The sequence below is a fragment of the Streptomyces hyderabadensis genome (assembly GCF_020404845.1).
Classification (GTDB): Bacteria; Actinomycetota; Actinomycetes; order Streptomycetales; family Streptomycetaceae; genus Streptomyces; species Streptomyces hyderabadensis.
Map to the genome: position 1 here is coordinate 81,622 of NZ_JAIOJZ010000028.1, position 22,795 is coordinate 104,416.

Here is a 22,795-nt window from a genome sequence, read left to right on the forward strand (position 1 = left end):
GCTTCAGCGTGGCCGGATGACTACAGTGAGTTGTCACTGGTCCGCATCAAGGGGAGGGCGCATCATGACTGTCATGGCGGAGCGACCGACGACGAGCGGCACTGAGTACCAGAGCTTCGAGGAATTGCTGGTGGCCCTCGACGCACTGGCCGTCCCCGACGGCTACCGGGCCGAGATCATGAGGGGGAGCATCGTCGTGTCGCCGTGGTCGAAGGGGTACTACCTCCCGGTGATGCGCCGGGTGTGCGAGCAACTGGAGGCGCACCTTCCCGAATCGCATGTGATCGAACGAGGGCCGTTCCTCTATGTCTTTCCGGGAGACGGGTGCGCCTACGGACCGGATATCCACGTGGCGCACGAGCGGGCCTTCGAGACCGAGAGCCACCATCTGGACGGTGCGGCCCTGTCCTTCGTCGCCGAGCTGACCTCTCCTGCCACCCGAACCAACGACCTGACCGACAAGGTCAGGGTGTATGCCAGGGCCGGCATTCCCGTTTACCTGGTCCTCGACATGCAGGAGGAGCAGGCCATCGTCCACGGCTCCCCCACCCCCGAGGGGATCTACGAGGTCCGCTTCACCAAGCCGTTCGGTGAGAAGCTCCCCATCCCCGCCCCGTTCGACTGCCTGCTGGACACCGCCGGTTTCAAGGCGCCCTGACCGGCGGCCCTACCCCGCCGGCAGCGTCAGCCCCCACGCCCCCTCCCGGGCCACCCACGTCCGCGTGCCCACCGGCCCGCACACCACCGCGTCGGCCCGGTAGCGGAAGTGCGCCCCCGACACGGTCACCCTCCGTCCGCTCGCCGTCAGCGGCGACGCCTGCGTGCCCACCGACAGCGGCCGCACCTCCACCACGGCCACCCCGCCGGCGCCCGGCATCACCGTCACCGCCTCCACGGGCTGGTCCAGGTCCACCAGCGTCTCCCCGTCGACCTCCACCCGCAGCCGGGCCGGACCGGCCGCGCCCGGCGCGACGGCGGTCCGGGCCGGACGCGAGGCCGCCAGCGTCCGTACGAGCGACTGACAGGTCCGCAGCCAGGGACGGACCGCCGCCGCCCCCTCCGGGCCGGAGCCCGCGTCCGCCCGCACCGGCACCGGAGAAGGCGGAATCCCCACCGCCCCCAGCACCACCCCGTCGCTGTCGTCGACGAGCAGGTCCAGGCGCCGTTCCGCGCCGTCGAGCACGGCCCGTGCCGCCGCCACCGCCCCCGTCGGCAGCCCCAGCGACCGGGCCAGGCCGAGCGCCGACCCCACCGGCACCACGGACAGCGCACAGCCCGCCAGCTCCCGCCGCCGGTGCAGCAGGGCCACGGCCCGCAGCAGCGCGCCGTCGTCGCCGACCACCACCGGGCGCCGCGAGCCGCGCCGCCCGAGCGCCCGCGCGAACTCCTCCGGGCCGTCCGGCAGACACACCTTCGTATGCGCCGCGCCCGCGCTGAGCACGTCCTTCGCGATCCTGACCGACTCCCCGTCCAGCCGCCGGGCGGCCGGATCGACGACCACCAGAAGCTGATCGGACCTCGCGGAAGGGTTCGCGGAAGAGCTCGCGGAAGTCGCCACCTCGGCCATGCCTCGCTTCCTCGGGTAGCATCTTTGTGCAAGAGCCCCTTGCGCTGTTGCGCCAGGGGCTTCGTCTATTCCGGGGCACCCGGTCCGACGGTTGGCGGCCAACGACGGTCGCGGTGTACGTGGCGGAAACCCGTCGCATACGCCCTCGACCATGGACATGCCCCGCCCGGAAGGGGTGTACGCGCGTGCCCGCACTTGTGCTGCTCGGTGCTCAGTGGGGTGACGAAGGCAAGGGAAAGGCGACGGACCTGCTCGGTGGCTCCGTCGACTATGTGGTGCGCTACCAGGGCGGCAACAACGCCGGCCACACGGTAGTCGTGGGCGACCAGAAGTACGCCCTCCACCTGCTCCCTTCCGGGATTCTCTCCCCCGGCTGCACGCCGGTCATCGGCAACGGCGTCGTCGTCGACCCGTCGGTCCTGTTCTCCGAGCTGAGCGGGCTGAACGAGCGCGGCGTCGACACGTCCAAGCTCCTGATCAGCGGCAACGCCCACATCATCACGCCGTACAACGTCACCGTCGACAAGGTGACGGAACGCTTCCTCGGCAAGCGCAAGATCGGCACCACCGGCCGCGGCATCGGCCCGACCTACGCCGACAAGATCAACCGCGTGGGCATCCGGGTCCAGGACCTCTACGACGAGTCGATCCTCACCCAGAAGGTCGAAGCGGCGCTGGACGTCAAGAACCAGATGCTCACCAAGCTCTACAACCGCCGCGCCATCGCCACCGGCCAGGTCGTCGAGGAGCTGCTGGGCTACGCCGACAAGCTCGCGCCGTACGTCGCCGACACCGTCCTGGTCCTCAACCAGGCCCTCGACGACGACAAGGTGGTCCTCTTCGAGGGCGGCCAGGGCACGCTGCTCGACATCGACCACGGCACGTACCCCTTCGTCACCTCGTCGAACCCGACCGCGGGCGGCGCCTGCACCGGCGCCGGCGTGGGCCCGACGAAGATCAGCCGGGTCATCGGCATCCTCAAGGCGTACACGACCCGGGTCGGCGCCGGCCCCTTCCCGACCGAGCTGTTCGACGAGGACGGCGAGGCCCTGCGCCGCATCGGCGGCGAGCGCGGTGTCACCACCGGCCGCGACCGGCGCTGCGGCTGGTTCGACGCGGTGATCGCCCGCTACGCCACCCGCGTCAACGGCCTCACCGACTTCTTCCTCACCAAGCTCGACGTCCTCACCGGCTGGGAGCAGATCCCGGTCTGCGTGGCCTACGAGATCGACGGAAAGCGCGTCGAGGAGCTGCCGTACTCGCAGTCCGACTTCCACCACGCGAAGCCGGTGTACGAGACGCTGCCCGGCTGGAGCGAGGACATCACCAAGGCGAAGTCCTTCTCCGACCTGCCGAAGAACGCCCAGGCGTACGTCAAGGCGCTGGAGGAGATGTCCGGCGCCCCGATCTCCGCGATCGGCGTCGGCCCGGGCCGGGACGAGACGATCGAGATCAACTCGTTCCTCTAGGCCCACGGACCCACACCGACGGCCGGGACCCCGCACGGGGCCCCGGCCGTCGCCGTCGGGACGGCGGATACGCTGGCCGGAGCCGCCTCCCCGGCGGACGAACGGCACGGACAGCACGGAGCGAGCGGAACATGCGGAAGCCCACCACCCGGACGTGGATCTGGCTGACCGCGGCGGTCGTCGTCGTGACCGGCGGTGCCTTCTACGTCGACGGCCACCGCGTCTCCGCCGCCCCGCACGCCGACGACCCCAAGTGCGACAAGGTGATCTCCCGGCTCCCGGACGACATACCCGGCGCCTCCCGCGACTGGGCGCTGGGGGACGCGGTCGCGTCCTGGGGCGGCCAGAAGGCCGTGTTCCGCTGCGGCGCCGAGGAACTGCAGCCCAACGTCAACCTCTGCGTCACCGCGGACGGCGTCGACTGGGTCCTGGACGAGGCACGGCTCAAGCGCGACGGCGTGAGCGTCCTGCGGACGTACGGCCGCTCCCCGGCCGTGGAGTTCACCTACTCCGGTCCGCGCGAGGAGGTGGGCGGCATCCTCGCCACCCTGGACCCCGCCGTGAAGTGGATCCCGCAGCAGCGCAAGTGCATCGGCCTGGACGACGCCGACACCGTCCTGTAGCCCTTCGTTCGGCCCCCTCCGCCGGGCGCGGGCGGGCCCGGTGGTGTCGGATCGGGGCATGACCGACCGTGACCGCGCCGCTGCCTGCCAGGGCCCGTACGGCGGCGAGAACGGACTCGCCGACTGCGGCGACCCGGTCCGCTTCGAGGTCGCCCGGCACCTGCGGGCGCCGCTGCGGGTGTGCCCCGTGCATCTGGGGCCCGCGCTGCTGCTGGCCGACGGGGTGCTGTGGCCGCCGGTGATCATCCTGGTGCGGTGAGGGGCCGTAGCGGGAGCGCGGACGCCGGGATGGTTCACTGGGGCGACGCGCCCCCGAGGGCGTGCGGAGGCGGAAGGAAGCCGTACGGTGCCCGCACGATCCGACGACATGGCCAGGCATTTCGAGCGGGACCGGCCCAGGCTGCGGGCCGTCGCGTACCGCATCCTCGGCTCCCTCGGCGAGGCCGACGACGCCCTCCAGGACGCCTGGCTGCGGGCCGACCGGGCGGACACCTCCGAGGTGACCAACGCCTCGGGCTGGCTCACCACGGTCGTGGCCCGGGTCTGCCTCAACATGCTCCGCGCCCGGGACACCCGGCGCGAGGAGCCGCTGGACGACGCGGCCCGCAGGCAGCCGGCCGCCACCGGCACCGCCGCGGACCCGGCCGAGGAGGCCCAGCTCGCCGACGAGGTCGGGATCGCGCTGCTCATCGTCCTGGACACCCTCGGCCCCGCCGAGCGGCTCGCGTTCGTCCTGCACGACATGTTCGACGTGCCCTTCGACGACATCGCCGCGATGCTCGGCAAGACCCCCGCCGCCACCCGCCAGCTGGCCAGCCGCGCCCGCCGCCGGGTCCGGGGCGTCCCCGCGCCCGAGGCCGACCCGCCGCTTCGGCGCCGCGCGGTCGACGCCTACCTGGCGGCCACCCGCGGCGGCGACTTCGACGCGCTGGTGGCCCTGCTCCACCCGGACGTCGTGCTGCGCGCCGACGCGGCGGTCGTCCCGACGCCCGAGCCCTTCGCCGTCAGCGGGGTGCAGCGGGTGGCCAGGGGCGCGATGGCCTCGACGGGCCGGGCCAGGAGCGCCGCCGTCCTCCTGGTCGACGGCCGGGCGGGGCTGGCGATGGCCGAGCACGGCAGGCTGCGCGTCGTCCTCCGCTTCGACTTCGCCGCCGACGGCCGGATCACCGGCATCGACGTGATCGCCGACCCGGTTCGCCTGAACGAACTGGACATCACGGGCATAAGCTGAAGCCGTACACGTCGCGTCGGCAGAAGAAGGTGAGTGCGATGCGCGTGCTGCTCAAGGCGACGCTGGACACGGACCGGGCGAACGAGGCGATCCGCAGCGGGAAGCTGCCCGAGGTGATCAGCCGGACCCTCGACCAGCTCGAGCCGGAGGCCGCCTACTTCGGTCCGCTCGGCGGCAGGCGGACGGCCCTGCTGGTCTTCGACATGCAGGACAGTTCGGAACTGCCGCCCACCGGCGAGCCGTTCTTCACCGAGCTGGGCGCCGAGGTCGAGGTCTCCCCGATCATGAACGCGGACGATCTGCGCAAGGGCCTGTCCCAGCTGGCTAGCTGAAGACGATCATCGACCCCTGGGCCAGGCTCCGGGTGGCCGCCGCGTGCAGGCCCAGCCACACGTGGCGCTCCCGGGCGAAGGGGCTCGCGTCGTACGGCGCGGGCCCGGCCGGTTCCTCCAGCTCCGTCGGCGCGAGCGGCGGCGCCGGGGGTGCCGGGGGGTTGGCCGGGTCGATGCCGAGCGCCGGGGCGACGGCCTCCAGCTCCCGCAGCAGGGTGTGCGAGGAGCCCAACGGGCCGCCGCCCGCCAGGAGTTCGTCGTTGGCGAGCGGGTGCGGGAAGTCCACCGGGACGTAGGCGCCCGCGTGGTCGTAGTGCCACACCAGGTGGGACTGCTGGGCCGTCGACTCGAACATCTCCAGCAACTGCTCGTAGTCTCCGCCGAGTTCGTCCACCGGGGCCACCGCGAGACCGCACACCTGGAGGAGGTACGCCCGGCGCAGGAAGTGCAGCGCGTCGTAGTCGAAGCCCGCCACCGGCGCGACCTCGCCGGAGAGCCCCGGCATGTACTGGTACACCGGCACCGGCGGCAGCCCGGCCTCGGCCAGCACCTTGTCGTATTGCGCGAGTTCCTCGGCGAACGGATTGTCCGGCGTGTGGCACAAGACGTCGACGAGCGGTACCAGCCACAGGTCACAGGCCAAAAGAGGGCTCCTCACACAGCACGGTGGTCAGGGCAGCGTAGTCGGTGGTGGGCGGTGTGCGCCCGCGTGCAGGTCCCATACCCATCTGGGGCCGGGCCACGACACGTCAGGCGTTGGTCATCCGGCGGCGAGCCGCTCGACCAGGGCGAGCGAGTGGGTGTTGTACGCGTCGACGAGCGCCCGCGCGCCCGGGATGTCGCGCCGGGCCAGGGCGTCGACCAGTTCGGTGTGCCCGCACCACAGCGCGCCGCGCAGTTCGCTGAGCCGGCGCAGGTGCTGCACCGTGCACACCCAGCTCTGCACCCGCAGCCGGTGCAGGAAGTCGCCGAGGTAGGCGTTGCCGAACAGGGCGGCCAGCTCGCGCCAGTAGCGCAGGTCGTAGCCGATCAGGACGGTCAGGTCCCCGGCCGCGGCGGCGCGCTGGGCCTCCTCGCCGCGCCGGCGGACCCCGGCGAGGGCGGCGGCGATGCGCGGGTCGGCCGGGTCGGGACCGCCCGGCAGGTCGGCGGCGAGGGCGAGGAACATCCCGTCGGTCACCAGGCTGCGGGCCTCGGTCATGCCGCGGAAGTCCTCGACCGAGTACTCGTGGACGCGGAAGCCGCGGTGGTGGTCGGCGTCGAGGAGCCCCTGCGCGGACAGGTCGACCAGGGCCTCGCGCACCGGAGTCGCGGAGACGCCGTACTGCTCGGCGATCTCCTTGACCGTGAACTCCTGCCCCGGCTGGAGCCGCCCGGCCAGCACCTCGTCGCGCAGCGCGTCGGCGATCTGCTGCCGCAGGGTGCTGCGCGTGACGGCACCGGTACCGCTGGGGCCGGGCATGGGCGGGCGTCTCCTCGTCGCGTTCGGGGCGTCGCCCAGGGGCGTCGTCCGGGGGCGTGCTCGTACATCCGGGGGCGTGCTCGTACACATGTCTACCGCGTACGAGCACGCAACCCTACGCGCTCGGGCCCCGCACCCGGCCCCGCCCGGGACCGGCGCGCGCACTCGCCTACCGCGTGTACTCGTCCGCCACGGACAGTGCCGTGTCCAGGACCGCCAGGCCCTCCTTCAGCTCCGCCTCGGTGATGTTGCACGGCGGGACCACGTGGGTGCGGTTCATGTTCACGAACGGCCACAGGCCGTGTGCCTTGGCGGAGGCGGCGAACGCCGACATGGGCGCGGCCGCCTGCCCGGTCGCGTTGTAGGGCACCAGGGGCTCCCGGGTCTCCCGGTCCCTCACCAGCTCCAGCGCCCAGAACATGCCGGTCCCGCGCACCTCGCCCACGCTCGGGTGGCGCTCGGCCAGCTCCCGCAGCGCCGGCTCGACGACCTCGGCGCCGAGCCGTGCCGCGTGCTCGACGACACCCTCCTCCGCCATCACGTTGATGGTGGCGACGGCGGCGGCGCAGGCCAGCGGGTGCCCGGAGTAGGTCAGTCCGCCGGGGTAGGGCCGCTCGGCGAAGGTCGCGGCGATCTCGGCGGAGATCGCGACGCCGCCCAGCGGCACATAGCCCGAGTTCACGCCCTTGGCGAAGGTCATCAGGTCGGGCACCACGTCGTACAGACCGGCGGCGAACCAGGTACCGGTCCGGCCGAACCCGGCCATGACCTCGTCCAGCACGAACACGATGCCGTACTTGTCGCAGATCTCGCGGACCCCGGCCAGGTAACCGGCCGGCGGCATCATGATCCCCGCGGTGCCCGGGATCGTCTCCAGGACGATCGCGGCGACGGTCCCCGGACCCTCGAAGGCGATCGTCGTCTCCAGGTGCTCCAGCGCCCGCGCGCACTCCTGCTCCTCGGTCTCGGCGTAGAAGCGCGAGCGGTACAGGAACGGCGCCCAGAAGTGCACGACCCCGGCCGTGCCGCTGTCGGAGGCCCAGCGGCGGGGGTCACCGGTGACGTTGACCGCCTGCTGGGTGCCGCCGTGGTACGAGCGGTAGGCGGAGAGCACCTTGGGACGGCCGGTGTGCAGCCGGGCCATGCGCAGGGCGTGCTCGACGGCGTCGGCGCCGCCGTTGGTGAAGAAGATCTTGTCCAGGTCGCCGGGGGTGCGCTCGGCGATCAGCCGGGCCGCCTCCGAGCGCGCCTCGACGGCGAACGCGGGCGCGAACGTCGTCATCCGCGCCGCCTGCTCCTGGATCGCGGCGACGACCTTGGGGTGCTGGTAGCCGATGTTGGTGTAGACGAGCCCGCTGGAGAAGTCGAGGTAGCGCTTGCCTTCGTAGTCCCAGAAGTACGACCCCTCGGCGCCGGCGACGGCGAGCGGGTCGATCAGCTCTTGCGCTGACCAGGAGTGGAAGACGTGCGCGCGGTCCGCGGCCTTCACGGCGGCGCCGGCCTGGGGGGAGGGCTGAGGGGTCATGCGGCCGAGGGTAGATGTCCGCGATGCGGAAACGGAATCGGCGTCCTGTCTGCGGTCGGGGGCTTTCCACGACAGGTTGTCGACGGACAGGTCGTCGACGCGTCGCGGGCACCGGGGTCGCCGCCGTTACGGAACCGTGGACAAGCGGCGACTCACCGCGGGGCCGCCCCGCACTATCCTCGCCGTGTTGTGCAGGTACAGGGGGGAAGGCGGCACGGCATGCGGAGACTGGGGGACGGGGACCCGGTGGGGGTCCCCCCAGGCGTTCAGCACTGGGGGAACATCGGGGCCTACCGGCTGCTGGGCCGGCTGGGCACGGGCGGCATGGGCCACGTCTACCTGGCCCGCTCGGACCGCGGGCGCACCGTCGCCGTGAAACTGGTGCGCGAGGAACTGGCCGCGCGGGAGGAGTTCCGCGAGCGGTTCCGGCTGGAGGTCGAGTCCGCGCGCCGGGTCGGCGGCCACTGGACGGCGCCCGTCCTGGACGCGGACACCGAGGCCGCCGTGCCGTGGGTGGCCACCGGGTACGTCGCGGGGCCCAGTCTCCAGCAGGTCGTCGGGCACGACCACGGCGCGCTGCCGGAACGCTCGGTGCGCACGCTGGGCGCCGGTCTGGCGCACGCGCTCCAGGACATCCACGCCGCCGGGATCGTGCACCGCGACCTCAAGCCGTCCAACGTCCTGGTCACCATCGACGGCCCCCGCGTCATCGACTTCGGCATCGCCCGCGCCCTGGAGTCGGTGACCGACGGCGGCCTCACCCGCACCGGCGCGCTGGTCGGCTCGCCCGGCTTCATGGCGCCCGAGCAGGTGCGCGGCGACCGTGTCACGCCCGCGTGCGACGTCTTCTGCCTCGGCTCGGTCCTCGCCTACGCCGCCACCGGCAAGCTGCCCTTCGGCGCCGCGAACAGCGGCGCGCACGCCCTGATGTACCGCATCGCGCAGGAAGCGCCCGACCTGGAGGGCGTGCCCGAGGGCATCGCGGACCTCGTCCACGACTGCCTGCGCAAGGACCCCGCCGCGCGGCCGGGCCTCGCCGAGATCCTGGAACGCACGGGCGCGCAGGACACGGTCACCGACGGCCGCTCCCGCGACCCGTGGCTGCCCAGCGCCCTGGTAGCCCAACTCGGCCGCCACGCGGTCCGCCTCCTGGACGCGGAAACCCCGGACTCCGGCGACGCGGCCCCGGTGCGCCCACCGGGGCTGGGCGACGCGGGACCGGGTGGTGTACCGGGTGGGGTGGGCCGGGGCGGTGTGGTGTCCGGTGGTGCGGGTCCGGGTGGTGAGGGCTCGCGTGGTGCGGGGCCTGGTGGTGTGGGGTTCGGCGGTGCGGTGCCTGGTGTGCCGGGCGGGGCGGGCTCGGACGGTGTGGTCTCTGGTGGTGCGGGTCCAGGTGGTGCGGGTCCGGGTGGTGCGGGTCCGGGTGGTGCGGGTCCGGGTGGTGAGGGTCCAGGTGGTGCGGGCTCGCGCGGTGCAGGGCCCGGTGGTGTGGTCTCTGGCGGTGCGCCTGCCCCTCGTCCCGGTGGTCCAGGGCCTGGCGGTGCCGGGCCTGGCGGTGCGGTGTCCGGTGCCGCGGAACCGGGTGCGGGTCCGGGCGACGGCCCTGGGGCCGTGTGCCCCGGTGGTGCGGGCCCGGGGGGCGCGGGCCCCGGTGGTGTGGGGGTCGCCCCGAGCGGCGACCCGGCGCACCACGGCCAGGCGCACCACGGCCCGGCGCCCGACGGCTCGACGCCTGCTGGTCAAGCGCCAGCGCCCGGCGGCCCCGCGGTCGACGCCCCGGCGGTCGACGGCTCCGGGCTCGACGGCCCGGCGGGTGGTGGGCCGCCGCCTCCGCGTGAGCCGGGCAGTGGGGACGGTGCTCCGCTGGACCACCTCCCCACCCTGGTCGCGGGCCGGCACCCGCCCACGCCCCCGCCCGTCGCCCCCGGGCACACCCCGGCCCCGGCATGGCACGCCGCGCAGCCCGGGTACCAGCCCCCGTACGGCGGCGGCCTCGGCCCCACCCCGCCCCAGGGGCCCCCGCCCCCGTACGGCACCCCGTACGGGCCTCCGCACGAGCCGGCCAGGACCGGCCGCTCCACCGCGCTGCTGATCGTCGTCGCCCTGGTCGTCGCGCTGGGCGCGGGCGGCACGGTCTACGCCCTGATGCGCGGCGGCGACGACGACCGGGCCGACGGCGACCCCGCGCCCACGCGCTCCACCGGCGCGCCGCAGGACCCCGGGACGGGCTCGCCGGGCCCCGCGACCGGTTCGACCGCTCCGGCCGCCGCCGACGGCACCGTCCCGACCGGGTACGTGGGTGACTGGGCGACCGCCATCGACAACGCCTCCGGCACGCACCCGCGCAAGCTGACCATCGTGCAGGGCGAGGTCGGCGACACGGTCATGACCCTCGTGGCGGACGGGCCGACGGACACCGGCACGTACCACTGCGTGTTCGACGCCGCCCTCACCGCCGAGCCGGGCGCCGACGGGCCGCTGAGGCTCGGCCCGTCCCAGGTCACGACCGGTCCCGCCAGCAGTTGCTCGCCGGGCGCGGCCACCACGATCACCCTGCTCCCGGACGGCAGCCTGGAACGCACCAACGACGACACCGGCGAGTCCCTGGTCTACACCCGCCGGTGAAGCAGGGACGTGCCCCCGGCGCCGGGGGTCAGCGGGGCTCCGGCGGGCGCTGGCGGGGCATGTTCGGGCGGGTGCCGTTCTGCGGCGGGACCGGGAACCGGCCGGTGACACCCGTGCCCGCACCGTCCGGACGGGGCCCGTCCGCCGCCGCCGAGGCGTGCGGACCCAGCGGCGCGGGACCCGGGCGGAAGCACAGCATCCAGTCCGCCGTCTCCGCCCGTACCAGCTCCGTCACGTCCTCCGAGAACCGCCGCAGCACCTGCAGGCACCGCTCCGCCGCCTCGCCGGCCGTGCCGTCCGCCGGTCCCAGCACCTCCCGCACGCTCTCCGACGCCCAGTCGAACTGCAGCGCCTGGAGCCGCCGCTGCACCGCCTGCGCCGTGGCCACGTCCCGCATCCACCCGGCCGTGACCCCGAAGTACCGGTCGCCCGCCACGCACGCCACCGCGCACAGCAGCGCCAGATACCCCCAGGGCGCCACCCCGCCCACCGCCCCGGACAGGTCGAGCAGCGGCAGCGCCGCCCCGGCGACCGCACCCCCCGCGGCCCCGCCCCGCAGCAGCACGGCACCGCGCCGCTTCCGCACCCGGTCCGCGAGATACCAGTCCGCCGTGTCCAGCGCGCCCCGCTCCACCCACCGGTACAGCTCGTCCAGCCGCTCGGCGGGCAGGGTCCAGTCCCCGAGGGGAAACGCCCGCCCGGTCAGATCGCCCGGCCGCGCCCCGGTCGTCCCCCCGCCGTCCCGCCCGTGCTGCGGCGGCCTCTCGGGCTGCATCTCCGGCTGACCCACCCGGCACTCCCTACTGCTCGCCACTGCTCGCCGCACCGCTCGCCGTCCACGAGGACTCATGCGCCGGAACCCTGCGCCGGAACCCTTCCTACCGCCCAATGGGTGGCGAAGAGCCTGGTTCCGCCGCTTTTCCGCCCGGAAGAGGGCGTTGATCAGGTATAGGGCTCCCCGGGCATCACTCGAAAGAGTGCTGGGGCGAGGGCTGCCCGGACCACGTAGGCTCGTGCCGAACGGCAAAACCGTCGTGACCGGACGTGATGGGAGCTGAACGTGATCCCCGGTGGTGGCCAGCCCAACATGCAGCAGCTGCTCCAGCAGGCCCAGAAGATGCAGCAGGACCTGGCGAAGGCCCAGGAGGAACTGGCGCGGACCGAGGTCGACGGCCAGGCGGGCGGCGGCCTGGTGAAGGCCACGGTCACCGGCTCCGGCGAGCTGCGCGGCCTCGTCATCGACCCGAAGGCGGTGGACCCGGAGGACACCGAGACCCTCGCCGACCTCGTCGTCGCCGCCGTCCAGGCGGCCAACGAGAACGCGCAGAACCTCCAGCAGCAGAAGCTCGGCCCGCTCGCCCAGGGGCTGGGCGGTGGCGGCACCGGCATCCCCGGCCTGCCGTTCTGACCCAGGAGGATCGATCCGGCCCTTTCCCGGTTCGCCTTCCTCAGACCGCCCGAAGCCATCTACCGTACGTAGTGCACGAACCTCAGGAAGGACGGCAGTCCGTTGTACGAAGGCGTGGTCCAGGACCTCATCGACGAACTCGGGCGACTGCCCGGCGTCGGTCCCAAGAGCGCGCAGCGGATCGCCTTCCACGTCCTGCAGGCCGAGCCGACCGACGTACGGCGCCTCGCGCAGGCCCTGATGGAAGTGAAGGCGAAGGTCCGCTTCTGCGCGACCTGCGGGAACGTCGCGCAGGAGGAGCAGTGCAACATCTGCCGCGACACCCGGCGCGATCCTTCCGTCATCTGCGTGGTGGAGGAACCGAAGGACGTCGTCGCCATCGAGCGCACCCGCGAGTTCCGCGGGCGCTACCACGTGCTCGGCGGCGCGATCAGCCCGATCGACGGGGTCGGCCCCGACGACCTGCGCATCCGTGAGCTGCTGGCCCGCCTGGCGGACGGCACGGTCGCGGAGCTGATCCTGGCCACGGACCCGAATCTGGAGGGCGAGGCCACGGCCACGTACCTCGCCCGCATGATCAAGCCCATGGGCCTCAAGGTCACCCGCCTGGCCAGCGGCCTCCCGGTGGGCGGCGACCTGGAATACGCGGACGAGGTGACCCTCGGCCGCGCCTTCGAGGGGAGACGACTCCTAGATGTCTGACGCCACGCTGCACGCGACCGACCAGAACCCGGACGACTTCGCGGTCCAGATCGCCGACCAGATCGAGAGCTTCCTGGTGGCCGTCACCGAGGTGGCGAAGGGCGACGAGCCGGACTCGGCCGTTCCCTTCCTGCTCCTGGAGGTCTCCCAGCTGATGCTGGCCGGCGGCCGCCTGGGCGCCCACGAGGACATCGTCCCGGACGAGCGCTACGAGCCCGACCCGGGCCCGGAACTCGACGTGGACGAGATCCGGGAGAACCTGGCCCGCATCCTCGACCCGGTCGACGTCTACTCCGAGGTCTTCGACCCCTACGAGCCGCGCAAGGCCCCGGTCCCGGCCCGTATCTCCGACGACCTCACCGACGTCATCACCGACCTCCGCCACGGCATGGTCCACTACAAGGCCGGCCGCACCACGGAGGCCCTGTGGTGGTGGCAGTTCTCCTACTTCTCCAACTGGGGCTCCACCGCCTCCGCGACCCTGCGCGCCCTCCAGTCCGTCGTCGCCCACGTCCGCCTGAACCAGCCCCTGGCGGAGCTGGACGGCCTCGACACCGACCAGGACCTCGGCGACGACGCCCTGGAGTCGGAGGCCGGCCGCGTCATGGTCCAGGAGATCGCGGGCCCGCTGGGCCTGCGCCCGGTCACCTGACGGCACCGGTCGTCCCACGTCCACTCGCGGACGTCCGGTGCGCGGAGCACCACGGGCGTCGGCCTCGCCAGCGGTCCAAAGGGCTGCCCGTCCCACCAGCCCGGCCTTTCACGTGGCGGGAAGCCACTTGTGAACGTGTGACTCACCGCACTTTCCCGAGTGACCCGCGCCCCGATGGGCATGAGCCACCCCGAACAGTGGGTGGTCCGGAAGTCTCACCATGCGATATCGCAGGGGGGAAATCCGGACGCTCGGTAAAATGAGCCGACCGCAGTACATATACGTACGTGCGGAAAGAGACGGATTGAGCGAGGAGCGCACGTGGGCCTTGTCGTGCAGAAGTACGGAGGCTCCTCCGTAGCCGATGCCGAGGGCATCAAGCGCGTCGCCAAGCGGATCGTGGAAGCGAAGAAGAACGGCAACCAGGTGGTCGCCGTCGTTTCCGCGATGGGCGACACGACGGACGAGCTGATCGATCTCGCCGAGCAGGTTTCCCCGATCCCTGCCGGGCGTGAACTCGACATGCTGCTGACCGCCGGAGAGCGTATCTCCATGGCGCTGCTGGCCATGGCGATCAAAAACCTGGGGCACGAGGCCCAGTCGTTCACCGGCAGCCAGGCCGGGGTCATCACCGACTCCGTCCACAACAAGGCCCGGATCATCGACGTCACGCCCGGCCGCATCCGCACCTCGGTCGACGAGGGCAACGTCGCCATCGTGGCCGGCTTCCAGGGCGTCAGCCAGGACAGCAAGGACATCACCACGCTGGGCCGCGGCGGGTCCGACACCACGGCCGTCGCCCTCGCCGCCGCGCTCGACGCGGACGTCTGCGAGATCTACACGGACGTCGACGGCGTGTTCACCGCCGACCCGCGCGTGGTGCCGAAGGCGAAGAAGATCGACTGGATCTCCTTCGAGGACATGCTGGAGCTCGCTGCCTCCGGCTCCAAGGTGCTGCTCCACCGTTGCGTGGAGTACGCCCGCCGGTACAACATCCCGATCCACGTGCGGTCCAGCTTCAGCGGACTGCAGGGCACGTGGGTCAGCAGCGAGCCGATCAAGCAAGGGGAAAAGCACGTGGAGCAGGCGCTCATCTCCGGAGTCGCGCACGACACCTCCGAGGCCAAGGTCACGGTTGTCGGCGTGCCCGACAAGCCGGGCGAGGCGGCCGCGATCTTCCGCGCCATCGCCGACGCCCAGGTCAACATCGACATGGTCGTGCAGAACGTGTCCGCCGCTTCCACCGGCCTGACGGACATCTCCTTCACGCTGCCGAAGAGCGAGGGCCGCAAGGCCATCGACGCGCTGGAGAAGAACCGCCCGGGCATCGGCTTCGACTCCCTGCGCTACGACGACCAGATCGGCAAGATCTCCCTGGTCGGCGCTGGGATGAAGAGCAACCCGGGCGTCACCGCCGACTTCTTCACCGCGCTCTCCGACGCCGGGGTGAACATCGAGCTGATCTCGACCTCCGAGATCCGCATCTCGGTCGTCACCCGCAAGGACGACGTGAACGAGGCCGTGCGCGCCGTGCACACCGCCTTCGGGCTCGACTCCGACCGCGACGAGGCCGTGGTCTACGGAGGCACCGGACGCTGATGTCCGCCGTGCACGACACCGGCCCGGACGGCGGCCGCACCGGCAGGCCCACGCTCGCCGTCGTGGGCGCGACCGGCGCCGTCGGCTCGGTCATGCTCCAGATCCTGTCCCAGCACGCGGACGTCTGGGGCGACATCCGCCTGATCGCCTCCCCGCGCTCGGCCGGCCGCAAGCTGGCCGTGCGCGGGGAGGAGGTCGAGGTCGTCGCGCTCAGCGAAGAAGCCTTCGACGGGGTCGACGTCGCCATGTTCGACGTGCCCGACGAGGTCTCCGCGCAGTGGGCGCCGATCGCCGCCGCCAAGGGTGTGGTGGTGGTCGACAACTCCGGCGCGTTCCGGATGGACCCGGACGTGCCGCTCGTCGTGCCCGAGGTCAATCCGCACGCGGTGCGGATGCGGCCGCGCGGGATCGTCGCCAACCCGAACTGCACCACGCTGTCCATGATCGTGGCGCTGGGCGCGCTGCACGCCGAGTTCGGGCTGCGCGAGCTGGTCGTCTCCTCGTACCAGGCGGTCAGCGGGGCCGGCCGGGACGGCGTGGACACGCTGCGCCGGCAGCTGTCGCTGGTGGCCGGGACGGAGCTGGGGACCCACCCCGGTGACGTGCGGCGGGCCGTCGGCGACGACACCGGGCCGTTCCCGGAGCCGGTCGCGCTGAACGTCGTACCGTGGGCCGGGTCGCTGCGGGAGGACGGCTGGTCCTCGGAGGAGATGAAGGTGCGGGACGAGTCCCGCAAGATCCTCGGACTGCCGCGGCTGCCGGTCGCCGTGACCTGCGTACGGGTCCCCGTGGTCACCACCCACTCGCTGACCGTCCACGCCCGCTTCGAGAGCGAGGTCACGGTCGAGGGGGCCCGGGAGATCCTGGCCACCGCGCCGGGCGTCGTCCTCTTCGACAACCCGGCCGCAGGGGAGTTCCCGACGCCCGCGGACGCGGTCGGCACCGACCCGACCTGGGTCGGCCGGGTGCGCCGGGCGCTGGACGATCCGACCGCGCTGGAACTCTTCGTCTGTGGGGACAATCTGCGCAAGGGCGCCGCCCTGAACACCGCGCAGATCGCGGAGCTGGTGGCGGCCGAGTTCGGCTGAACCGGGATCAGCGAGGCAAAACCCCCCGGACGCTGTGGGTTTCCTTTGTAGGATCCATGGTCGAGATGTGATCCGGAAGTTGGTCCGGACTACTTGTACCGGGCAGCCGTGCCGTCAGAGGATTTCCTCCCCGCCCTCCGCAACCGCGCGAGCGGCGGGGAGCGTCTTTGCGGTCACCCCTTCGGGGCGCGGGGCGCGGGTCGGCGTGGGGACGCCGAGGGCGGGCGTGGGGACGCCCGTTCACATGGACACAGGGGAAGAGCGGACGATGAGGGCCTATGACGCACCGTCAGCCGGGTGGCCGCCCAGACGGCTGTCCGGCGGACCCGGGAACGTGACGCCCGGCACGTACAACCCTCTCGGGGTCGGACGTGTCCAACTGGCGTGGCAGAGGTTCTCGAATTCACCGCAGGCACGCGGGGCGCGGCACTGCGCCCTCCGGTCCGGTCCGTCCGTCCCCGTGTGGCCGGTCCGGCCGGTGGCATGCCGGTGATCGCGCCGATGCCCGCAGCGCGGCCGGCCCGCATATCGAACCAGCGCGACGGCGCCGAGGACGCGGCGGCGGGCACCACCGTCGACCACCTCACCGAGACCTACCGGGCGCACTACCGCTCGCTGCTCGGCCTCGCCGCCCTGCTCCTCGACGACACGGCCTCCTGCGAGGACGTGGTCCAGGAGGCCTTCATCCGGGTGCACTCGGCGCGCAAACGCGTCCGTGACCCGGAGAAGACCCTGGCCTACCTGCGTCAGACGGTCGTCAACCTCTCGCGCTCGGCGCTGCGCCGCCGCATCCTCGGCCTCAAGCTCCTCTCCAAGCCCATGCCGGACATGGCGAGCGCGGAGGAGGGCGCCTACGACCAGCTGGAGCGCGACTCCCTGATCAAGGCGATGAAAGGGCTCCAGCGCCGGCAGCGCGAGGTGCTGGTCCTGCGCTACTTCGCCGACATGACGGAGGCGCAGGTCGCCGAGACGCTCGGCATATCCCTGGGCTCGGTCAAGGCGTACGGGTCGCGCGGGATCGCGGCGCTCAGGGTGGCCATGGAGGCTCCGGCATGAGCGACGGCAACGACGCCCGCCCGGACGCCCACGAGCAGCGCGATCCGCGCCCGGCCGTCCGAGAGGGGCGCGACGCGCAGTCGGATGCCCGGGAGGGCAACGATTCGCGGCCGGACGCCCGGAACGAGCGCGGTTCGCGGGCGGAGCCCCGGGAGCGGAACGATTCGCGGGCGGATGCCCGGGAGGAGCGCGGTCCGCGCCCGGATGCCCGGGAGCGGGACGGTGCGCGGGCGGATGCCCGGGGCGAGCGCGGTCCGCTGGCGGCTCCCCGGGAGGGGGACGATTCGCGGGCGGATGCCCGGGAGGGGCGCGACGCGCAGTCGGATGCCCGGGAGGGCAACGATTCGCGGGCGGATGCCCGGGAGGAGCGCGGTCCGCGCCCGGATGCCCGGGAACGGGACGGTGCGCGGGCGGATGCCCGGGGCGAGCGCGGTCCGCTGGCGGCCCCCCGGGAGGGGGACGATTCGCGGCCGGATGCCCGGGAAGGGAACGGCCCGCCCATGGACGCCCGCGAGGAGCGCGGTCCGCGCCCGGATGCCCGGGAGGGGCGTGACGCGGGGGCGGAGGCCCGGGAGGGCGACGGTGCTCGGGACGAGCGCGGTCCGCTGGCGGACGCCGGGGAGCGGTATGGTCCGCGGGCGGGTGTCCCGGAGGGGTACGCCGCGCGGCTTGACGCCCGTTCGGGGCACGACGCGTCCGGCGGACCGGCCGGGCGAGAGCAGCAGAAGCACACGCACGCTGGGAACGGAACTGTGAACCACGGCCCCGCCGCACAGGGCCCCGACGATCCGGGGGCCGACGGGCCCGCCACCGACGAGGCAGTCCTGCGCGCGATGATGCACCGGGCGGTCGGCGAGATGGAGCCGAGCGACGGCACCCTGGAACACCTGCGGCGCGCGGTGCCCGCCCGGCGTGCCCGCAAACGCCAGGCGGTCGTCGGCGTCGCGGCCGCCGCCCTCTTCCTCGGCACGGCCGTCCCGGCCCTCGTGCACGTCTCCAAGTCCACCGGCGCGAGTGCCGACCCGTCCGTCGCGGGCAACGCCTCACAGGCCCAGGGCGGCGCGTCGCAGGGCAAGGACCCGGCCGGCGGCCAGAGCGGCATCGCCGGATCCGGGGACACCACCGAGGGCAAGGACAAGACCGGCCCCAAGGAGACACCCGGCGGCAAGGAGTCCGGCGCCGCGACGGGCTCCGCCCCCTCGGGTGCCCCGAGCGCCAGCAGCCCCGCCGACATCCCCGCGTGCGCGCCCGGGTCGCTCGGCCCGGCCGTCGCGAGCAGCGCCGCCCCCGACTCCACGGGCGTGGTCTACGGCTCCTTCCGGGTCACCAACGTCTCCTCGGGCGGCTGTACCGTCACGGGCCCCGGCACCGTGGTCACCGCCTCGTCGGGCGCGGCGGACGCCGGCCGGATCGGCACCGCGCGGCACGCCGCCGGGGACGCCGCGGCCGGACTGCCCGACCCGTCGCTGGAGGCCGCCTCGCTGACCCTGCAGCCGGGCGCCGCGTACGAGGTGCAGTTCGCCTGGGTGCCCTCCGAGACCTGCCCCACCACCGGCGGCACCACGGGGGGCAGTACCGGCGGGCCCTCGCCCGACCCCTCGCCCACCGGGGACACGACCGCCGCGGGCGGCACCTCCGCGGGCGGTGGTGGCGAGGCCGGGCCCACGACCCAGCTGATCACCGAGGACGGCCCGGCCGAGGGAAGCGTGTCGGTGACCTACACCCCGCAGGGCGGTTCCGGCTCGGCGACGGCCACGGTGTCCAACGCGTGCGTGGGGACCGTGTACTGGACGGGCCTGCTGGCGGACTCGGGAGGCGCGGGGGCGTAGCCCCGGGCGCCGGGCGGCCCCGCGGTCAGGAGACGAGCCCCGCCCTGGCGCCCTCGTCCGCGTCGTCCTCCTTGGCCCCCTGGCCCTCCGCGTCCGGCGCGACCAGGCCCAGCTCGGCGTCGCGGGCGAGTTCGACCTCGCGGCGCAGCAGCCGGAACCACATGAAGATCACGAAGCCGACGAAGGCGAACCACTCGGCGGTGTAACCGAGGTTCTGGAAGGCCTTCAGGTCAAGACCCGTGCCCTGCGGCGCGCTGACGGGCACGGCCCGCATCCCGGAGTCGCCCTCGTTCAGCGTGACCCACGCGTCGTAGACGTCGTACGGCACCAGGTTCAGCAGCGTCGCCGCGCTGATCGCGCCGGTCTGCCCGGCGGGCCAGCCGGAGCGGCCGCTGACGCCGTCACTGCCGGGGGACTCGGCGGCCTGCAGCGCGCCGGTGACGGTGACCTCGCCGGCGGGCGGGGCCGGGGCCTTCGCCGGGTCCGGCTCGCCGGGCAGCCAGCCGCGCACGACCGGCAGGGCCTTGCCGCCGTCGGTGCGCAGGAGGGTGAGGACGTAGAAGCCCTCGCGGTCGTCCAGCTTCCGCTCCGGGACCAGCAGCTGATCGTCGTACCGGCCGGTCACGGTGGTCTGCTTGCCGACCGTCGCCTTGTCCACGGGCAGCAGCTCGCTCAGCGGGCGCGCCGCGTCCCTGCGGGCCGATTCCTGCTGCGTGGAGGCGGCCTCGTGGTCCTGCACCCGGTCCTCGAACCGGCCGAGCTGCCAGGAACCCATGAAGATGCAGAAGGGGATGGCCAGGACGACGAAGACGTTGATCCCCCACCATCGGGGCGTCAGCAGAAACCGGTACACGCCCTCCACGGTACGGTGCGCGCCCGACAGCCCTGCAGCGGGGCTGTGGAAAACATGGCGGCGCGGGAGCGGGCGCGGGGAGGTTGTCCACAGGCTGGGGATCTCTTCTGCGCGTGGTCGCCCGGTCGGGGCAGTATGGGGCCATGACTGAGAGCAACGGGTCCGTTCCGCCGGACATGGATGCGGCCGTGGACGTGGACAGGGACGAGCGCGCCGTGGACGGGCGGCACACGCGGGGCGAGCAGATGCCCGACTGGGAGAAGCGGTTCCGGGCGCCGAGGGTGTCCCTGCCCGACTGGGCCGAGGACGCCCCGGACCGCTCCCTGTTCGTGTCGAACGCGACGGGGACGTACGAGCTGTACGCCTGGGACCGCTCCAGCGGCGAGCAGCGCCAGGTCACCGACCGGCCCAACGGCACCACGGACGGAGTGCTCGCGCCCGACGGCGAGTGGATCTGGTGGTTCGACGACAAGGACGGCGACGAGTTCGGCGTCTGGCGCCGGCAGCCCTTCGCGGGCGGCGCGGACGAGGAGGCCGTGCCCGGCCTCGACCCCTCCTACCCGGCCGGCCTCGCCCTCGGCCGGGACGGCCGCACGGCGGTGATCGGCCGCTCCACGGACGAGGACGGCACGACGATCCACCTCGCGCGCGGCGACGGCGGCGCCCCGGTGGAGATCTACCGGCACCGCGAGTCCGCGGGCGTCGGCGACCTCTCCCACGACGGCTCCCTGATCGCGATCGAGCACACCGAGCACGGCGACGCCATGCACTCGGCGCTGCGCGTCCTGCGCCCCGACGGCAGCACCGTCGCCGAGCTGGACGACACCCGGGGCGGCGAGGAGGAGCTGGGCCTGGAGGTCCTGGGCTTCGCGCCGGTCGACGGCGACACCCGCCTGCTCATCGGCCACCAGCGCCGGGGCCGCTGGGAGCCCCTGGTGTGGGACGTGGCGACGGGGGAGCAGACCGACCTCGCGCTGGAGCTGCCCGGCGACGTGAGCGCGGAGTGGTACCCGGACGGGTCCGGCCTGCTGATCGTGCACGGCTTCGAGGCCCGCAGCGAGCTGTTCCGCTACGACTTCGCCGAGCGCGGCCTGACGGAGATCGACACCCCGCCCGGCACCGTCTCCGGGGCCACGGCACGACCGGACGGCAGTGTCGAGTACCTGTGGTCCTCGGCGGCCGAGCCGTCCGCCGTCCGCTCCACCACCGGCCGCGTCGTCCTCGACCCGCCCGGCCTGAAGTCGCCCCGCTCGGTGCCGGTGCAGGACGTGTGGGTGGAGGGGCCGGGAGGCCGCATCCACGCCCTGGTGCAGAAGCCGGCCGGGGCGTCCGGTCCGCTCCCGACGGTCTTCGACATCCACGGCGGCCCGACCTGGCACGACAGCGACTCCTTCGCCGCGGGCCCGGCCGCCTGGGTCGACCACGGGTACGCGGTGGTCCGGGTCAACTACCGGGGCTCCACCGGGTACGGCCGCGCCTGGACCGACGCCCTCAAGCACCGCGTGGGTCTCATCGAGCTGGAGGACATCGCGGCGGTGCGGGAATGGGCGGTCGGCTCCGGCCTCGCCGACCCCGAGCGCCTGATCCTCACCGGCGGCTCCTGGGGCGGCTACCTCACCCTGCTCGGCATCGGCACCCAGCCCGAGGCGTGGACGCTGGGCATCGCGGCCGTGCCGGTCGCCGACTACGTCACCGCGTACCACGACGAGATGGAGGGACTGAAGGCCCTCGACCGCACCCTGCTGGGCGGCACCCCCGAGGAGGTCCCCGAGCGCTTCGAGGCGTCCTCCCCGCTGACCTACGTCGACGAGGTCAAGGCCCCGGTGTACATCTCGGCGGGCGTCAACGACCCGCGCTGCCCGATCCGCCAGGTCGAGAACTACGTCAAGCGCCTGGAGGCCCGCGGCGCCGTCCACGAGGTCTACCGCTACGACGCGGGCCACGGCTCCCTGGTCGTCGACGAACGCATCAAGCAGGTCGCCCTGGAACTGGACTTCGCGAGAAGGCACTTGCCGCAGGGCGCGTGACTGCGGGCAATCGTGCCTCCCCCAGTGCCTGAACGGCCTGGGAGGTACCCCCAGGCGGCACGGGTGGGCGCAGGCGGCACCCCGCCGACGCGGGCGAGTGCTTCCCACCCACCCCGGGGACGGCAACGGTCACCTGCTACCCAGGGGACTGTTGCCGCACCCGCCGCCCCAGCAACTCCGCCAGCCCCCGCCGGGTGGCCGCCAGCACCACCCGGTCCGAGCCCCGCAGGACATATGTGTCGGGCAGCTCCCACACCAGCCGGGACTCCCGCGCCCCCTCCGTGCCGGCCCCGCCCGCCCGTCCACCGTCGGACACCTCGAGGGCCAGCACCCGCCACGCCCCGGCCCGGAACGCCTCCCCGACCGTCTTCCCCTCCAGCTGCGGATGCCCCGCCACCTCCACCGCCGCGAACAGCAGCACCCGCCGCTCCACGGGGATCGCCCCCAGGATCTGGCGGCCCATCATCGCCCCGGCGAAGGACGGCGCCGCCAGGTGCGTCACGCTGCGGCTCCGGGTGAGCGCGAAGGGGTGCGCGGCACGCAGCGTGCGGTACACGGCGGTCGCGAAGTCGTCGTCGTACAGGCGCAGCACCACCCGCAGCCGGGACCGTACGGAGCGGGCGTACAGCACCGCCTCCAGGTTGGTGGTGTCGACGCTGGTCAGCGCGAGCAGCGAGTGCGCGCGGTGGATCTTGGCGGCCTCCAGGACGCCCTCCTGCGTGACGTCCCCGAGCACCACCGGCACCC

22 protein-coding genes are annotated in these 22,795 nt (G+C 73.4%); 15 read left to right on the plus strand and 7 right to left on the minus strand.

Translation table 11 applies throughout. From position 1 onward, the window contains the following. Positions 1-64: 64 nt before the first annotated feature. Positions 65-658 (plus strand): Uma2 family endonuclease, encoded by a 594-nt coding sequence (locus K7854_RS22135; RefSeq protein WP_226028288.1) that lies wholly within the window; start codon positions 65-67, stop codon positions 656-658. 9 nt (positions 659-667) lie between these two features. Here K7854_RS22135 and K7854_RS22140 read toward each other — a convergent pair whose 3' ends face one another. Further along, entirely contained in the window at positions 668-1,567 is a 900-nt protein-coding gene (locus tag K7854_RS22140; RefSeq protein WP_226028289.1) for a diacylglycerol kinase family protein, read from the minus strand. 185 nt (positions 1,568-1,752) lie between these two features. Here K7854_RS22140 and K7854_RS22145 point away from each other — a divergent pair, with 185 nt between their 5' ends. The 5 genes from K7854_RS22145 to K7854_RS22165 all read left to right on the plus strand — a co-directional run bounded on the left by K7854_RS22145 (position 1,753) and on the right by K7854_RS22165 (position 5,222). Beyond that, on the plus strand, positions 1,753-3,036 hold the full coding sequence (locus tag K7854_RS22145; RefSeq protein ID WP_003975310.1) for an adenylosuccinate synthase: 1,284 nt from the start codon (positions 1,753-1,755) through the stop codon (positions 3,034-3,036). Between the two features lie 131 nt (positions 3,037-3,167). Beyond that, positions 3,168-3,659: a DUF3515 family protein gene (locus K7854_RS22150; RefSeq protein ID WP_226028290.1), complete on the plus strand. Its 492-nt coding sequence runs from the start codon at positions 3,168-3,170 to the stop codon at positions 3,657-3,659. A 58-nt stretch (positions 3,660-3,717) separates the two neighbouring features. Further along, positions 3,718-3,918: a hypothetical protein gene (locus K7854_RS22155; protein WP_226028291.1), complete on the plus strand. Its 201-nt coding sequence runs from the start codon at positions 3,718-3,720 to the stop codon at positions 3,916-3,918. Between the two features lie 87 nt (positions 3,919-4,005). Beyond that, a complete protein-coding gene (locus K7854_RS22160) occupies positions 4,006-4,890 on the plus strand; it encodes a sigma-70 family RNA polymerase sigma factor (RefSeq protein WP_226028292.1) in 885 nt (294 codons plus the stop codon). Positions 4,891-4,928: 38 nt separating this feature from the next. Next, positions 4,929-5,222 carry a hypothetical protein gene (locus tag K7854_RS22165; RefSeq protein WP_226028293.1) on the plus strand — a complete coding sequence of 98 codons (294 nt, stop codon included), beginning with the start codon at positions 4,929-4,931 and terminating at the stop codon, positions 5,220-5,222. Here K7854_RS22165 and K7854_RS22170 read toward each other — a convergent pair. From K7854_RS22170 to K7854_RS22180, 3 genes are all read right to left on the minus strand, one after another. After that, the gene (locus K7854_RS22170) at positions 5,215-5,865 is read right to left on the minus strand and encodes a putative DNA-mimic protein (protein WP_226028294.1); all 651 of its coding nucleotides are present in this window, start codon (positions 5,863-5,865) and stop codon (positions 5,215-5,217) included. The genes K7854_RS22165 and K7854_RS22170 overlap by 8 nt on opposite strands. 117 nt (positions 5,866-5,982) lie before the next feature. Then, positions 5,983-6,684 carry a GntR family transcriptional regulator gene (locus K7854_RS22175; protein WP_226028295.1) on the minus strand — a complete coding sequence of 234 codons (702 nt, stop codon included), beginning with the start codon at positions 6,682-6,684 and terminating at the stop codon, positions 5,983-5,985. A gap of 169 nt (positions 6,685-6,853) precedes the next feature. Beyond that, positions 6,854-8,209: an aspartate aminotransferase family protein gene (locus tag K7854_RS22180; protein WP_226028296.1), complete on the minus strand. Its 1,356-nt coding sequence runs from the start codon at positions 8,207-8,209 to the stop codon at positions 6,854-6,856. Positions 8,210-8,428: 219 nt separating this feature from the next. Between K7854_RS22180 and K7854_RS22185 the strand changes: the two genes are divergently transcribed. After that, a complete protein-coding gene (locus tag K7854_RS22185) occupies positions 8,429-10,834 on the plus strand; it encodes a serine/threonine-protein kinase (protein ID WP_226028297.1) in 2,406 nt (801 codons plus the stop codon). A gap of 28 nt (positions 10,835-10,862) precedes the next feature. Here K7854_RS22185 and K7854_RS22190 read toward each other — a convergent pair whose 3' ends face one another. Next, a complete protein-coding gene (locus K7854_RS22190) occupies positions 10,863-11,624 on the minus strand; it encodes an SLATT domain-containing protein (protein ID WP_226028298.1) in 762 nt (253 codons plus the stop codon). Between the two features lie 270 nt (positions 11,625-11,894). Here K7854_RS22190 and K7854_RS22195 point away from each other — a divergent pair, with 270 nt between their 5' ends. The 7 genes from K7854_RS22195 (at position 11,895) to K7854_RS22230 (ending at position 19,168) form a co-directional block, all read left to right on the plus strand. Further along, on the plus strand, positions 11,895-12,242 hold the full coding sequence (locus tag K7854_RS22195) for a YbaB/EbfC family nucleoid-associated protein (RefSeq protein ID WP_226028299.1): 348 nt from the start codon (positions 11,895-11,897) through the stop codon (positions 12,240-12,242). A 102-nt stretch (positions 12,243-12,344) separates the two neighbouring features. Continuing rightward, positions 12,345-12,944, plus strand: a complete 600-nt coding sequence (gene recR / locus K7854_RS22200) for a recombination mediator RecR (protein ID WP_226028300.1) — start codon at positions 12,345-12,347, stop codon at positions 12,942-12,944. Continuing rightward, positions 12,937-13,596, plus strand: coding sequence for a DUF5063 domain-containing protein (locus K7854_RS22205; protein ID WP_226028301.1), 660 nt, complete (start codon positions 12,937-12,939; stop codon positions 13,594-13,596). Before recR ends, K7854_RS22205 begins: the two co-directional genes overlap by 8 nt. 321 nt (positions 13,597-13,917) lie before the next feature. Then, on the plus strand, positions 13,918-15,195 hold the full coding sequence (locus tag K7854_RS22210; RefSeq protein ID WP_031042983.1) for an aspartate kinase: 1,278 nt from the start codon (positions 13,918-13,920) through the stop codon (positions 15,193-15,195). Continuing rightward, entirely contained in the window at positions 15,195-16,283 is a 1,089-nt protein-coding gene (locus K7854_RS22215; RefSeq protein ID WP_226028302.1) for an aspartate-semialdehyde dehydrogenase, read from the plus strand. Before K7854_RS22210 ends, K7854_RS22215 begins: the two co-directional genes overlap by 1 nt. Before the next feature lie 483 nt (positions 16,284-16,766). Then, positions 16,767-17,339: a SigE family RNA polymerase sigma factor gene (locus K7854_RS22220; RefSeq protein WP_226028303.1), complete on the plus strand. Its 573-nt coding sequence runs from the start codon at positions 16,767-16,769 to the stop codon at positions 17,337-17,339. Between the two features lie 752 nt (positions 17,340-18,091). After that, positions 18,092-19,168, plus strand: a complete 1,077-nt coding sequence (locus K7854_RS22230; RefSeq protein WP_226028304.1) for a hypothetical protein — start codon at positions 18,092-18,094, stop codon at positions 19,166-19,168. Between the two features lie 25 nt (positions 19,169-19,193). On the opposite strand, the gene K7854_RS22235 is transcribed toward K7854_RS22230, so the two are convergent. Further along, positions 19,194-20,021 carry an SURF1 family protein gene (locus K7854_RS22235; protein ID WP_226028305.1) on the minus strand — a complete coding sequence of 276 codons (828 nt, stop codon included), beginning with the start codon at positions 20,019-20,021 and terminating at the stop codon, positions 19,194-19,196. 245 nt (positions 20,022-20,266) lie between these two features. On the opposite strand from K7854_RS22235, the gene K7854_RS22240 reads away from it, so the two are divergent. Beyond that, entirely contained in the window at positions 20,267-22,048 is a 1,782-nt protein-coding gene (locus K7854_RS22240) for a S9 family peptidase (RefSeq protein ID WP_226028309.1), read from the plus strand. Between the two features lie 136 nt (positions 22,049-22,184). Here K7854_RS22240 and K7854_RS22245 read toward each other — a convergent pair. Further along, positions 22,185-22,795, minus strand: a 611-nt coding sequence (locus tag K7854_RS22245) for an NAD-binding protein (RefSeq protein WP_226028306.1), incomplete at its 5' end; no start/stop codon positions are given.